The following is a 13,481-nucleotide window of genomic DNA, read 5'->3' as shown; positions in this document are numbered from 1 at the left end:
CTACGAGATCGACGAGGTCTACCCCGTCATCGAGAGGGCCTCGGAGATCTCCGGCCGCACGTACGGCAAGGACCACACCGACGACGTACGCTTCCGCGTCGTCGCCGACCACGTCCGCAGCGGGCTGATGCTGATGGGCGACGGCGTCACCCCGGGCAACGAGGCGCGCGGCTACGTCCTGCGCCGCCTGCTGCGTCGTGCGGTGCGCTCGATGCGTCTCCTGGGCTACGACGACCCGGCGCTGCCCGAGCTGCTCCCGGTGAGCCTCGACCGCATGAAGGCGTCCTACCCCGAGCTGGAGGCCGACTTCCCGCGCATCTCCCAGATCGCGTACGCCGAGGAGGACGCGTTCCGCCAGACCCTCGGCAAGGGCACGCAGATCTTCGAGAGCGCGGCGCTCGCGGTCAAGGACAGCGGCGGCACGACGCTGCCCGGCCAGCAGGCGTTCGCTCTCCACGACACCTACGGGTTCCCGATCGACCTCACGCTCGAAATGGCGTCAGAGCAGGGCCTCGCGGTCGACGAGGAGGGCTTCCGGGCCCTCATGACCGAGCAGCGCACGCGCGCCAAGGCCGACGCGAAGGCCAAGAAGGGCGCTCACGCCGACACCACGGTCTACCGCGTGGCGCTCGACGCCAACGGCCCGACGGAGTGGCTGGCCTACACCGATCTCACGACCGAGTCGCGGGTCATCGCGCTGATCGCGGGCGGCGACAGCGTTCCGGCGATCCCGGCCGGATCGATCGGTGAGGTCGTGCTCGACCGCACGCCGTTCTACGCCGAGTCCGGCGGTCAGCACGCCGACGCCGGCGTGCTGACGTGGGACGGCGGACGCGCCGAGGTGCTCGACGTCCAGCGTCCCCTCCGCGGCCTGGTCGTGCACCAGGTCCGGGTGCTCGAGGGCGAGCTGACGCTCGACCGCCAGATCGAGGCGGCCGTCGATCCCGAGTGGCGCCTCGGTGCGCGTCAGGCCCACTCCGGCACGCACGTCGTGCACGCCGCACTGCGCGAGGTGCTCGGCCCCACGGCGCTGCAGTCCGGCTCCTACAACCGGCCCGGCTACCTCCGCCTCGACTTCGGCTGGAACGGCGCGCTCTCGCCCGATCAGCTGCACCAGGTCGAGGAGGCGTCCAACCGGGCGCTTCGTGCCGACCTCCCGGTCAGGGCGCAGATCATGTCGCTGCCCGAGGCGCGCGACTTCGGCGCGCTCGCGCTGTTCGGCGAGACGTACGGCGAGGATGTCCGCGTCGTCGAGATCGGCGGCCCGTGGTCGCGCGAGCTGTGCGGTGGCACCCACGTCGAGCGGTCGTCGCAGATCGGCACGCTCGTCATCACGTCGGACGGCTCGGTCGGCGCCGGCAACCGGCGCATCGAGGCGCTGACGGGCATCGAGGGCTTCGAGTACCTCGCCCGCGAGCGCGATGTCGTACGCCAGCTCACCGACATCCTCAAGACCCAGCCCGGCGACGTGCCGGCCCGGGTCAAGGACCTGCTCGAGCGGCTCAAGACCGCCGAGAAGGTCGCCGAGCGCATGAAGGCGGCCCAGCTCGTCGGCGCTGCCGGCGACATCGCTGCCCAGGCCAAGGACGTCAACGGCGTCGCCTACGTCGGCCACCACGCGGCCGGCGCCGGTGGGGGAGACGTACGCACCCTGGCCCTCGACATCCGTGGCCGGCTCCGTGATCGCCCGGCGGTCGTGGTCGTGATCGGCGATGCCGGCGACAAGCCCGCGGCGGTCGTCGCGCTCAACGACGCCGCGCAGGACCGGGGCCTCTCGGCCAGCCAGCTGATCGGCGTGGTCGGCGACAAGATCGGCGGCCGCGGCGGCGGCAAGGCCGATGTGGCCCAGGGCGGTGGCACGGACGTCTCCGCGATCCCGGCGGCACTCGCAGCGGTCGAGGCGGCATTGTCAGCGTGACGATGCGTCGCGGCCGTCGGGTCGGTGTCGATGTCGGCGATGTACGCATCGGGGTCGCCGTGAGCGATCCCGACGGCATCCTCGCGACCCCGGTCGAGACGGTTCCGGCCGGGCCGGGCGCGATCGCCCGGCTGGTCGAGCTCGTGCGCGACTACGACGCGCTCGAGTGTGTCGTCGGCCTGCCCGTCGGCCTGTCGGGTCGCGAGGGCCCGGCCGCGGCCAAGGTACGTACGTTCTGTGCCGAGCTGCTGCCCGCCATTGCGCCGGTGCCGATCAGGCTGTTCGACGAGCGCATGTCGACGATGACGGCCGAGGGCCAGCTGCGACACAGCGGCAAGTCGGGAGCGGCCAGAAGAACCGTGATAGACCAAGCTGCCGCTACCGTGATCCTGCAGACGGCACTGGACACAGAGCGGACCCGTGGGTCTGCGCCAGGAGAGAGCTTGTGAGGGATCGATGAGTGACAGCGGACTGGACCTGATGACCAGTGGTTCCCCTGGCCCCGGGCGCAGGCGCGCCGCGCCGCCACCCCGCAAACCTTGGGGACGCCGGATCGTGACCCTGCTGGTCGTCCTCGCCCTGATCTTCGGCGGCTACTTCATCTGGACCAAGGTGTCGAGCTTCATCAGCGGCCCGGCCGACTACACCGGCAGCGGCACCGGCAGCGTCGTCGTCGAGATCCCGCGCAACTCCAACGGTCAGCAGATGGCTGACATCCTTGCCGAGAAGGACGTCGTCAAGAGCGCCGAGGCGTTCTACCAGCTGGCCCTCAAGGACGCCCGGTTCCAGTCGATCCAGGCCGGCTTCTACAAGCTCAAGAAGCAGATGTCCGCCGAGGCCGCGATGAAGGCCCTGGCCAACAAGGCCAACATCGTCGGCGGACCGGGCGAGGCGCGGGTGGTGATCCCCGAGGGCTCACGCGTCAAGACGATCACCAAGATCATCGCCGCGAAGACCAAGATCTCCGCCGCCGACGTCAAGAAGGCGCTCGCGGACCCCGAGGCGATCGGCCTGCCCGACGTCGCCAAGGGCAACCCCGAGGGCTACTTGTTCCCGGCGACATACTCCGTGGGCGAGAAGACGACTGCTGTCGAGCTGCTCAAGGAGATGGTGTCCAAGACCCTGTCCGTGGCCAAGGAGCTCGACATCGGCACCCGGGCCCGCGCGCTCGGGCTCAACGGCGAGGAGGTCCTGACCGTCGCCAGCATCCTGGAGTTCGAGGCCAAGAAGGACTCGGACTACCCCAAGGTCGCCCGCGTGCTCTACAACCGACTGCGGGACGGCATGCTGCTGCAGCTCGACTCCACCGTCTCGTACGCCAGCGGCCGCGAAGGTGACGTGTTCACGACCGAGGCGGAGCGCGACTCCGACTCGCCCTACAACACCTACAAGGCGGCCGGCCTGCCGCCAGGGCCGATCGGCTCGCCCGGCGCGAAGACCATCGAGGCGGCCCTCAACCCCGCCAACGGTGACTGGCTCTACTTCGTCGCGGTCAACCTCGAGACCGGTGAGACGGTGTTCTCCAACACCAAGGCCGAGCACGACCGGGCGGTCGTCAAGCTCCAGGACTACTGCCGGTCCGCGGACGACGAGATCTGCTGATGCGCTGCGCCGTCCTGGGATCGCCGATCGCCCATTCGCTCTCACCCGCCATGCATCGGGCCGCGTACGCCGAGCTGGGGCTCGACTGGACGTACGACGCCGTCGAGGTCCAGGAGGACGGCCTCGAGCAGTTCCTGTCGTCGCTGGGCGACGATGTGCGCGGGTTCTCGGTCACGGCGCCCCTCAAGCGGCGCACCGCAGCACTGGTGGGCGAGGCGAGCGAGATCGTCGGCCGACTTGGCGTGGCCAACACGATCCTGGTCGAGGACTCCGGCCTGCGAGCCGACAACACCGACGTCCCGGGCGCGGTGGCGGCGATGCTCGAGCGCGGGATCGAGCGGACCAGCTCCGCCCGCATCCTCGGGGGAGGGGCCACCGCTGCCTCGATGGCGTACGCCGTCTCGGTGATGGGCGCCGAGCGCGTCGAGTTCGTCGTGCGTGAGCCGTCACGCGCGACCGAGGCGGCCCAGGTCGCCAAGGCCGCCGGCCTCGCGGTCACGATCCACACGATCGACGAGCCGCTGATCGACAAGCTCGACCTGTTGATCTCGACCGTGCCAGGCGACGTCGTCGGATCGCGGTCCCATGAGTTCGTCGAGTCGTCCCGCGCGGTGTTCGACGTCGTCTACGACCCGTGGCCGACACCCCTCGCCAAGGCGGCCGAGCAGGCGGGCGTACCCGTCGTGTCCGGTCTCGACCTGCTGGCGCACCAGGCCGCGCTCCAGATCGAGCTCATGACGGGGAGCCGGGTTTCTCCACAGCTGCTGCGCAGAGCTGCGCTGGCCGAGCTCTCGGCACGCTAGGTTCGCACGCGTGATCATCGCCATCACCGCTCTCGCAGCGGCACTGCTCGGTGCGGCCGGACCGTACGTGATGAAGCGGATCCCGGAGCCGCAGGAGCCCGACGAGGACAAGGTCGCCTACGCCGAGCTGGCGCAGACCAAGGGCCTCACGATCGGGCTCGCGCTCGGATCCGCTCTGATGGCCGGCGTCGCGGCCTGGGGCATCGACGACGCGGAGCTGCTGCCGGCCTGGGTCGTCGTCACCGGTGTCGGCTCGTGGCTGGTCTTCATCGACTGGCGCACCCGGTTGCTGCCCTACGTCCTGGTGGCGCCGGCCTACCTCGCCACCCTGGCGCTGGTCGGGCTCGGCGCATTCCTGCTGCGTGACGTGGATGTCTTCGTCAACGCGCTGGTGGCCAACATCGTGGTCTACGTGATCTTCCGGATCCTCCACTGGATCGGCAGGGGAGCCTTCGGCTTCGGTGACGTACGCCTGTCGGGTGTGCTCGCCCTGGCGTTGGGTGCCCTGGGCGCCAACGAGGTCATGGTCGGCATGTACGCGGGGTTCCTCCTCGGCGCGGTGTTCGGCGTCCTGCTCTCGCGCCTGAAGATCGTCGACCCCAAGTCGTACGCGTTCGGGCCCTACATGGTGGTCGGGGCGGTCTTCGGGGCTGCGTGGGGGACCGCCGTCTACGGCGCCTGATCACGGATCGTCGAGTAGTACGGACGCGGTCCCGGGTAACGCATGGGGCGTGGGAGAATTGCTTCCATGCTTCGTTGGTTGACCGCAGGTGAGTCGCACGGCCCCGCTCTTGTCGCCGTGCTCGAGGGATTGCCCGCCGGAGTGCAGGTGACCAGCAAGGACATCCAGGCCGCGCTGGCACGTCGCCGGCTCGGCTACGGACGCGGAGCGCGGATGGCGTTCGAGCAGGACGAGCTCGAGATCGTCGGCGGCCTCCGCCACGGATCGACGATGGGCAGCCCGATCGCGCTGCGCATCGGCAACAGCGAGTGGCCCAAGTGGGAGCAGGTCATGGCGGCCGATCCGGTCGACGCCGAGGTCCTCGACGGGCTCAAGCGCAATGCGCCGTTGACCCGGCCGCGACCCGGCCACGCCGACCTCGCCGGCATGCAGAAGTACGGCTTCGACGAGGCCCGTCCGATCCTCGAGCGGGCCAGCGCCCGCGAGACCGCCGCCCGGGTGGCGCTCGGCGAGATCGCCGCCCAGTTCATCCAGCAGACGACCGGCGCCACGATCGTGTCGCACGTCGTCGAGCTCGGCACCGTGCGTGCGCCCGCGGGCGTGATCCCCAGCCACAGCGACGTCGAGGCGCTCGACGCCGACCCCGTGCGCTGCTTCGATCCCGAGACCAGTGCCGCGATGGTCGCCGAGATCGACCAGGCGCACAAGGACGGCGACACGTTGGGCGGCGTCGTCGAGGTCGTCGTCGAGGGCTTGCCGCCCGGGCTCGGCTCGCACACCCACTGGGACAAGCGGCTCGACGGCCGCCTCGCCGCTGCGCTGATGGGCATCCAGGCCATCAAGGGCGTCGAGCTGGGTGACGGCTTCGAGCTGGCCCGCACGCGTGGGTCGCTGGCGCACGACGAGATCGTGCCGACGGCCGACGGCATCCGCCGCGTCTCCGGCCGCGCGGGCGGCACCGAGGGTGGCATGACGACGGGCGAGATCCTGCGCGTGCGCGCCGCGATGAAGCCCATCGCGACGGTCCCGCGCGCTCTCCGCACGGTCGACGTCGAGACGGGTGAGGAGGCGCGTGCCCACCACCAGCGCTCCGACGTCTGCGCCGTCCCGGCGGCCGGGATCGTCGCCGAGGCGATGGTGGCCCTGGTCGTCGCCGACGCGATCCTCGAGAAGTTCGCCGGCGACGCCGTCGAGGAGACCCGACGCAACGTCGAGGGCTACCTCGCGAACCTGAGGCACCGTTGAGTCCCGTCGTCGTCCTCGTCGGGCCGCCCGGCGCGGGCAAGACGACGGTGGCCCGGGCGCTGGCCGACCGGCTGGGTGTGGCGTTCCGCGACACCGACCAGGACATCGAGGCGCGCGAGGGCACATCGGTGCAGGACATCTTCATCGATCACGGCGAGGCGCACTTCCGAGCACTCGAGGAGAAGGCCGTCGCCGCAGCGTTGAACGACCACGACGGCGTGCTGGCACTCGGCGGTGGCGCGGTGCTGAGCCCCGCGACGCGTGAGCTGCTCCGGCAGCACCGGGTGATCTTCCTCGACGTCAGCCTGCCGGCCGCCGTGGCGCGGGTCGGCATGAACGCCAACCGCCCGCTGCTGCTCGGCAACGTCCGCGCGCAGCTGAAGACCCTGCTGGACCAGCGCCGCCCGCTCTACGGCGAGGTCGCGCGCTTCACGATCGTCACCGACGATGTCGACGCTGCCCAGGTCACCGACCGGGCCCTGGAACTGATCGAGGAGGACCGATGACGACGCGCCTGACAGTGCCGACCGCTCGCCCGTACGACGTGGTGATCGGCAATGGCGTGCACGAGCAGTTGCGCGGGCTCATCGGATTCGGCCTCGGCGTGCTGAGGGTCGCGATCATCCACTCGCCGACCATGGCCAAGCAGGCCGAGGTCCTGCGCGAGCCACTCGTCTCCGACGCGCTCGAGGTCCACCTGATCGAGGTCCCCGATGGCGAGCGGGCCAAGACCTCCGACGTGCTGGCGTTCTGCTGGAAGGTCCTCGGCGAGACCGGATTCACCCGGTCCGACGTCATCGTCGGCCTCGGCGGCGGCGCCACGACGGATCTCGCCGGGTTCGTCGCGGCGAGCTGGCTGCGCGGTGTCCGCTTCGTCAACGTCCCGACGACGGTGCTCGGCATGGTCGACGCCGCGGTCGGCGGCAAGACCGGCATCAACACCGCGGAGGGCAAGAACCTCGTCGGGGCGTTCCACGAGCCGGTCGGGGTGCTGTGCGACCTGGACGTGCTCCAGAGCCTGCCCGCTGCCGAGCTGCGCAGCGGCCTCGCGGAGGTCGCCAAGTGCGGCTTCATTGCCGACCCGACGATCCTCGACCTGATCGAGGCCGCCCCCGAATCGCTCTCCGACGCGTCGTCGCCGATCGTCGCCGAGCTGATCGCCAAGGGCATCACGGTCAAGGCGCGCGCCGTCGCGGGTGACCTGCGCGAGACGGGCGAGGACGGGCAGATCGGGCGCGAGGCGCTCAACTACGGGCATACCTTCGGTCACGCCGTCGAACGGTTCGAGCACTATCGCATCCGCCACGGCGAGGCGATCTCGATCGGCATGGTCTACGTCGCCGAGGTCGCGCATCGCGCCGGACGGATCGACCAGGACCTCCTGGACCGCCATCGGTCGATCCTCGGCATGCTGGGGCTCCCGATGACGTACCGACCGGGCATCTGGGAGGCGCTGTCGGCCACGATGCGGCTCGACAAGAAGACCCGCGGCGACCAGCTCCGGTTCGTGGTCCTCGACGGCCTGGCGAAGCCGGCGATCCTGGCCGGACCCGACGAGCAGCTGATCCTCGACGCCTACCGCGCCATCTCCTCGTGACCACGGCCGAGCGCCGCGAGCGGCTCACCGCGGTGCTGGCCGAGCGCGGCATCGACGGTGTCGTCGTGACGACCCTGGTCAATGTCCGCTACCTGACCGGATTCACCGGCTCCAACGGTGCGCTGGTCGTGCCGCGCGAGGGCGCCGCGGTGTTCCTGACCGACGGGCGCTACCGCGACCAGGCGGCCGCGGAGCTCCCGGACGTCGAGCACCAGATCGGCCGCGACCTGCTGGGTGCCGCTGCCGCCCTTGCCGCCGGCGGGACCTGGGCAGCCGAGACGCACACGCTCAGCGTCGATTCGCACGCGCGGCTCAGCGAGCTCGCGCCGACGACCACGTTCGTACCGGCCGACCGGGTCGTCGAGTCGCTGCGCGAGGTCAAGGACGATGCCGAGATCGCCGCACTGCGTCGGGCCTGCGACATCTCGACGAGGGCTCTCGAGTCGTTGCTTCAGGGCCCGCTCGCCGGGCGCACTGAGCGTGCGGTCGCCCGCGATCTGGAGAACCGGATGCTCGACCTCGGCGCCGAGGCCGTCGGGTTCGAGACGATCCTCGCGGCCGGCGAGAACTCCGCGATCCCGCACCACAGCCCCACGGACCGCATCCTCGCCGACGGCGACCTGGTCAAGATCGACTTCGGTGCGCGCGTCGACGGCTACCACGCCGACTGCACGCGGACATTCGTGCTGGGCCGGGCCGATGACTGGCAGCGCGAGATCCACGCGGCCGTCAAGGAGTCACAGGCGGCGGGCCTCGTGGCCTTGCGGGAGGGTGCCGTGATCGCCGATTCGTACGCTGCGGCAACCTCGTCGCTGGACGCCGTGGGGTGGCTCTCCGCCTTCACGACCGGGCTCGGTCACGGCGTCGGCCTGGAGATCCATGAGGACCCGTTCATCGGGCCCTCGCAGACAGGTAAACTGGCTAGTCGCACTGTCCTCACGATGGAGCCGGGCATCTATGTCCCGGGTCGTGGGGGAGTACGTATCGAAGACACCGTCCTCGTGACCACGGGCGCCCCCGAGGTGCTCACCACGATGACCAAAGACCTCCTGGAGATTGGCTGATGGCCACCACGAACGACATCAAGAACGGCATGGTCCTCGACCTCGACGGGCAGCTCTGGTCCGTCGTGTGGTTCCAGCACCACAAGCCCGGCAAGGGCGGCGCGATGGTCAAGACGACCCTCAAGAACGTCATGAGTGGCAAGACCGTCGACAAGACGTTCAACGCCGGCCTCAAGATCGAGACCGCCAACGTCGACAAGCGCGACTTCCAGTACCTCTACCACGACGGCGACTCCTACGTCTTCATGGACAAGACGACGTACGACCAGGTGCACATCTCCGAGGCCGTCGTCGGCGACGCCAAGGACTACATGCTCGACAACCAGGACGCGATGGTCGCGATGCACGAGGGTGTGCCGCTCTACATCGAGCTCCCGGCATCGGTCGAGCTGCTCGTCGAGTACACCGAGCCGGGCCTGCAGGGCGACCGCTCGAGCGGCGGCACCAAGCCGGCGCGCCTGGAGACCGGCAAGGAGATCCAGGTCCCGCTGTTCATCGTCAACGGCGAGAAGATCAAGGTCGACACTCGCGACGGCAGCTACCTCGGTCGCGTGCAGGGCTGATGTCGGCACGTACGAAGTCCCGCAAGCGCGCTCTCGACATCCTCTTCGAGTCCGAGGCCCAGAGCCTGCCGCCCGGCGGCACGCTCGCGGAACGGCGAGCCGACACCGAGTACCCCGTCAACGACTACGCGGTGCTGTTGATCGAGGGCGTCGTCTCGCACCGTGACCGCCTCGACGAGATCATCACTGAGAACGCCAAGGACTGGACGCTCGACCGCATGCCGGCCGTCGACCGCAACCTGCTGCGTATCGGCGCGTACGAGATCCTCTATGTCGACGACGTCCCCGACGCGGTCGCGGTCAGCGAAGCGGTGAGCCTGGCGAGCGACCTGTCGACCGACGAGTCGCCGTCGTTCATCAACGGGCTGCTGAGCAAGATCGTCGAGCTCAAGCCGACCCTGGCGGTCTGACGCTCGGTCACTCCGAGGGTTCGGGCGTCTCGCAGTCGATCTTCGGATTGACGCCCATGTAGTTGAGCGGACCGGCGATCACCGTGAGCACGGTGTCGCCGACCTTGGCGCAGGTGGCGTCGCCCGACGACGTGAAGTAGTCACGTTGGGCTGCCGCCACGACCCCGATGATGAGCCAGATGAGCAGGACCACTGAACCGATTCGCATGATGGCCTCCTGATCCAGCGAAGTACCCCGAGTATGTCGCCTCAATCGGACATACTCCCTGCATGAGCGCTGCCGACGAGTCCCCACCCTGGATCGAGCTGCTCGTGCGGATGTGCGCAGGCGAGAGCGCGGAGGAGCCTTTCGTCGGCATCCTGGAAGTCCCTCGCGGAGAGTACGGCGACGAGTGGCCCGGCACCGTCCGGGTGTTCAAGGACCGTGAGCGCTATCGTGTCGAGGCACTGGACGGCAGGCTGCTGACGATCCGCCAGGCGGCCCGCACGTATGTGTTCCACGATGACGACGCCCCCGCCCGCCTCGACGACGACGAGGACGGGGAGGTCCACCATGGCGCGCATGGCAGCATCATCCGGCGCCGTCATCCGACGGACTGGCGAGGAGATGACTTCACCAGGCCGGCTGGCCCACCGCGCGCCGTGACCTACCTCGGCCGACCAGCATGGGAGGTCGAGCTGACGCCCCCGCCGCACAAGCCGTCCGCGCTGGTGCTCACGATCGATGCCGAGAACGGCATGACACTGCAGCAACGCAGCGTGGAGTTCGGCGTGATCAGCCGGTGGACCGAGCTGGCAGAGGTCGAGAGCCAACCCGACGAGCTGTTCACGTGGGACGGCGACTACGCGTGGGCGGGGTCTTTTGGTGAGGACGTGCCCGCCGAGGTCCGAGAGGCCATCGAGCGCGAGCAGCAAGAGGACGCCGAGCAGCTCGCCGCACTCCGTGTGCCGGACCTGCGCGTCGAGCTCACCGCGCACCCGGATCTCCACTTCGTCGAGGACGGTTCGGCGCACGTGTCATACCACCTCGGCGGTCTCGTCATCGTCGAGCGACGTCCACGCAGCGACGATCCGTGGGACCACGGGTCGTTCCCCGGCGAAAGCACCGAATGGTCCGACGGCGACACCGACTGGTACGTCCGCGTGCTCAGCGTCGGGTCGGATCAGCTCGCCGCGATCCGCTCGCAGCTCGCCGAGCCGCGTCCCGATCGCGAGTGACGCGCTGCTAGGCTGAGCGACGAACATCGACATCCTTTAACGGCCGTCCCGAGAGGCGGAGAAGGAGGTCAGACATGGTCGCGTCTGATGACGCCCCCCGTGCTGACACTGCGCACATCCCGGAAGCGGCGCACGCACCCGCACGAACCGTCCTGGACGACAAGGACATCTCCCGCGCGTTGACGCGCATCACCCACGAGATCCTCGAGCGCAACCGCGACGCCTCCGACGTCCTGCTGCTCGGCATCCCGACGCGCGGCGTCCACCTGGCCCGGCGCATCGCGAAGCGTATGTCCGAGGTCGAGGGCCGGGTCATCACCGCCGGCGCGCTCGACGTCACGATGTACCGCGACGACCTGCGCCTCAAGCCGGCGCGGGCGCTGGAGCACACCGAGATCCCCGATGACATCGACGGCAAGATCGTCGTGCTGGTCGACGACGTCCTGTTCTCCGGCCGCACGATCCGGGCCGCGCTCGACGCGCTCAACGAGCTCGGCCGGCCCAAGGCCGTACAGCTCGCGGTCCTGATCGATCGCGGCCACCGCGAGCTGCCGATCCGCGCCGACTTCGTCGGCAAGAACCTCCCGACCTCGCTGGTCGAGAAGGTCAAGGTCGCACTCACGGAGTCCGACGAACGCGACGCGGTCGACATCCAAGGGGGAGCAGCATGACGTTCACACACCTGCTCAGCGCGGGCGACCTCGACCGTACGGACGCGATCCGCATCCTCGACACCGCCGAGGAGCTCCTCGGCGTCGCGAGCCGGCCGATCAAGAAGCTGCCGACGCTGCGCGGCCGCACCGTGGTCAACCTGTTCTTCGAGGACTCGACCCGCACGCGCATCTCGTTCGAGGCGGCGGCCAAGCGACTCAGCGCCGACGTCATCAACTTCTCGGCCAAGGGCTCGAGCGTGTCCAAGGGCGAGAGCCTCAAGGACACCGCGCTCACCCTGCAGGCGATGGGCGCCGACGCGGTCGTCATCCGCCACCAGCACTCCGGCGCACCGCACCGCCTGGCCAACGCCAAGTGGACCAACGGCGCGGTCATCAACGCCGGTGACGGCACCCACGAGCACCCGACGCAGGCGCTGCTCGACGCGTTCACGATGCGGAGGCACCTGGGCGAGCTCGAGGGCAAGAACATCACGATCGTGGGCGACGTCCTGCACAGCCGGGTCGCGCGCTCCAACGCGCTGCTGCTCGACACGCTCGGCGCCAACGTCACGCTGGTCGCACCGCCGACGCTGCTGCCGGTCGGGGTCGAGAAGTGGCCGGTCGAGACGTCGTACGACCTCGACTCGTCGCTCGAGAAAGCCGACGCCGTCATGATGCTGCGCGTGCAGCAGGAGCGCATGAACGCCGCGTTCTTCCCCAGCGCTCGCGAGTACAGCCGCCGCTACGGTCTCGACACCCCGCGCCTCAACCGGTTGCCCGAGCACGCGATCGTCATGCACCCCGGCCCGATGAACCGCGGCATGGAGATCACCGCCGACGTCGCCGACCACGTGCGCTCGGTCATCGTCGAGCAGGTCACCAACGGCGTGGCCGTACGCATGGCCGTCCTCTACCTCCTCCTCGGCGGCGCCGCCGGGGAACCCGAAGCACCTGAAGACTCCACGAATGAAGGACGGGAATGAGCATCCTTATCCAGAATGTCAATCGCCTGGGTGAGGAGGTCGTCGACATCCTGGTCGAGGACGGCGTCATCACCGCGATCGGCACCGGGCTCGACGGCGACGAGACGATCGACGCGACCGGCCTGGTCGCGCTGCCGGGACTCGTCGACCTGCACACCCACGTACGCGAGCCCGGACGTGAGGACGCCGAGACCGTCCTGAGCGGCTCCAAGGCCGCCGCCCGCGGTGGGTTCACGTGCGTGCACGCCATGGCCAACACCGACCCGGTCGCCGACACCGCGGGCGTCGTCGAGCAGGTCTGGCGCCTCGGCCGCGAGGGTGGCTACTGCGACGTGCAGCCCGTCGGCGCCGTCACGATCGGCCTCGGCGGCTCGCGGCTCGCCGAGCTCGGAGCGATGGCCGACTCGGCCGCCGGCGTCCGGGTGTTCTCCGACGACGGCAAGTGCGTCTCGGACGCCGTGATCATGCGCAGGGCGCTGGAGTACGTCAAGGCGTTCGACGGCGTCATCGCGCAGCACGCGCAGGAGCCACGCCTCACCGAGGGCGCGCAGATGAACGAGGGCCCGCTCTCCGGCGAGCTGGGCCTGACCGGCTGGCCCGCCGTTGCCGAGGAGGCGATCATCGCCCGCGACGTCCTGCTCGCCGAGCACGTCGGCTCGCGCCTGCACGTGTGCCACCTGTCGACCCGCGGCTCGGTCGAGATCATCCGTTGGGCCAAGGGCCGCGGCATCGACGTCACGGCC

16 protein-coding genes are annotated in these 13,481 nt (G+C 69.7%); 15 read left to right on the top strand and 1 reads right to left on the bottom strand.

The genetic code is table 11. The annotated features are described in order from the left end of the window. From alaS to nusB, 11 genes are all read left to right on the top strand, one after another. Nucleotides 1–1,918, top strand: a 1,918-nt coding sequence (alaS, locus tag V6M46_RS04175) for an alanine--tRNA ligase (protein WP_332662510.1), incomplete at its 5' end; no start/stop codon positions are given. A 2-nt stretch (nt 1,919–1,920) separates the two neighbouring features. Continuing rightward, on the top strand, nt 1,921–2,367 hold the full coding sequence (ruvX, locus tag V6M46_RS04170) for a Holliday junction resolvase RuvX (protein WP_332662512.1): 447 nt from the start codon (nt 1,921–1,923) through the stop codon (nt 2,365–2,367). A gap of 106 nt (nt 2,368–2,473) precedes the next feature. Further along, entirely contained in the window at nt 2,474–3,520 is a 1,047-nt protein-coding gene (gene mltG / locus V6M46_RS04165; protein WP_332662509.1) for an endolytic transglycosylase MltG, read from the top strand. Continuing rightward, nucleotides 3,520–4,323, top strand: coding sequence for a shikimate dehydrogenase (locus V6M46_RS04160; RefSeq protein WP_332662508.1), 804 nt, complete (start codon nt 3,520–3,522; stop codon nt 4,321–4,323). The genes mltG and V6M46_RS04160 overlap by 1 nt, the downstream gene beginning before the upstream one ends. Nucleotides 4,324–4,333: 10 nt before the next feature. Then, a complete protein-coding gene (locus V6M46_RS04155; RefSeq protein ID WP_332662507.1) occupies nt 4,334–5,005 on the top strand; it encodes an A24 family peptidase in 672 nt (223 codons plus the stop codon). 66 nt (nt 5,006–5,071) lie between these two features. Further along, complete coding sequence (aroC, locus tag V6M46_RS04150; protein ID WP_332662506.1) at nt 5,072–6,250, top strand: chorismate synthase; 1,179 nt, start codon at nt 5,072–5,074, stop codon at nt 6,248–6,250. Then, nucleotides 6,247–6,756 carry a shikimate kinase gene (locus tag V6M46_RS04145; RefSeq protein WP_332662505.1) on the top strand — a complete coding sequence of 170 codons (510 nt, stop codon included), beginning with the start codon at nt 6,247–6,249 and terminating at the stop codon, nt 6,754–6,756. The genes aroC and V6M46_RS04145 overlap by 4 nt, the downstream gene beginning before the upstream one ends. After that, a complete protein-coding gene (aroB, locus tag V6M46_RS04140; RefSeq protein WP_332662504.1) occupies nt 6,753–7,847 on the top strand; it encodes a 3-dehydroquinate synthase in 1,095 nt (364 codons plus the stop codon). The genes V6M46_RS04145 and aroB overlap by 4 nt, the downstream gene beginning before the upstream one ends. Further along, on the top strand, nt 7,844–8,911 hold the full coding sequence (locus V6M46_RS04135; protein WP_332662502.1) for a M24 family metallopeptidase: 1,068 nt from the start codon (nt 7,844–7,846) through the stop codon (nt 8,909–8,911). Before aroB ends, V6M46_RS04135 begins: the two co-directional genes overlap by 4 nt. Next, nucleotides 8,908–9,474, top strand: coding sequence for an elongation factor P (efp, locus tag V6M46_RS04130; RefSeq protein WP_332662511.1), 567 nt, complete (start codon nt 8,908–8,910; stop codon nt 9,472–9,474). The genes V6M46_RS04135 and efp overlap by 4 nt, the downstream gene beginning before the upstream one ends. Next, entirely contained in the window at nt 9,474–9,884 is a 411-nt protein-coding gene (gene nusB / locus V6M46_RS04125) for a transcription antitermination factor NusB (RefSeq protein ID WP_332662501.1), read from the top strand. Before efp ends, nusB begins: the two co-directional genes overlap by 1 nt. A 7-nt stretch (nt 9,885–9,891) precedes the next feature. Here the strand turns inward: nusB and V6M46_RS04120 are convergent, their stop codons facing one another. Then, nucleotides 9,892–10,092, bottom strand: coding sequence for a hypothetical protein (locus tag V6M46_RS04120; RefSeq protein ID WP_332662500.1), 201 nt, complete (start codon nt 10,090–10,092; stop codon nt 9,892–9,894). A gap of 62 nt (nt 10,093–10,154) precedes the next feature. On the opposite strand from V6M46_RS04120, the gene V6M46_RS04115 reads away from it, so the two are divergent. From V6M46_RS04115 to V6M46_RS04100, 4 genes are all read left to right on the top strand, one after another. Beyond that, nucleotides 10,155–11,102, top strand: a complete 948-nt coding sequence (locus V6M46_RS04115; RefSeq protein WP_332662499.1) for a hypothetical protein — start codon at nt 10,155–10,157, stop codon at nt 11,100–11,102. Between the two features lie 74 nt (nt 11,103–11,176). Beyond that, nucleotides 11,177–11,773: a bifunctional pyr operon transcriptional regulator/uracil phosphoribosyltransferase PyrR gene (gene pyrR, locus V6M46_RS04110; protein WP_332662498.1), complete on the top strand. Its 597-nt coding sequence runs from the start codon at nt 11,177–11,179 to the stop codon at nt 11,771–11,773. Further along, entirely contained in the window at nt 11,770–12,738 is a 969-nt protein-coding gene (locus V6M46_RS04105; RefSeq protein WP_332662497.1) for an aspartate carbamoyltransferase catalytic subunit, read from the top strand. The genes pyrR and V6M46_RS04105 overlap by 4 nt, the downstream gene beginning before the upstream one ends. After that, nucleotides 12,735–13,481, top strand: a 747-nt coding sequence (locus V6M46_RS04100; RefSeq protein ID WP_332662496.1) for a dihydroorotase, incomplete at its 3' end; no start/stop codon positions are given. The genes V6M46_RS04105 and V6M46_RS04100, both read left to right, overlap by 4 nt.

This window comes from Aeromicrobium sp. (assembly GCF_036676885.1).
In the GTDB taxonomy this organism is placed as follows: domain Bacteria; phylum Actinomycetota; class Actinomycetes; order Propionibacteriales; family Nocardioidaceae; genus Aeromicrobium.
The sequence above is the reverse complement of the archived record's forward strand: the minus strand, read 5'-3'. Positions and strand labels throughout refer to the sequence as shown.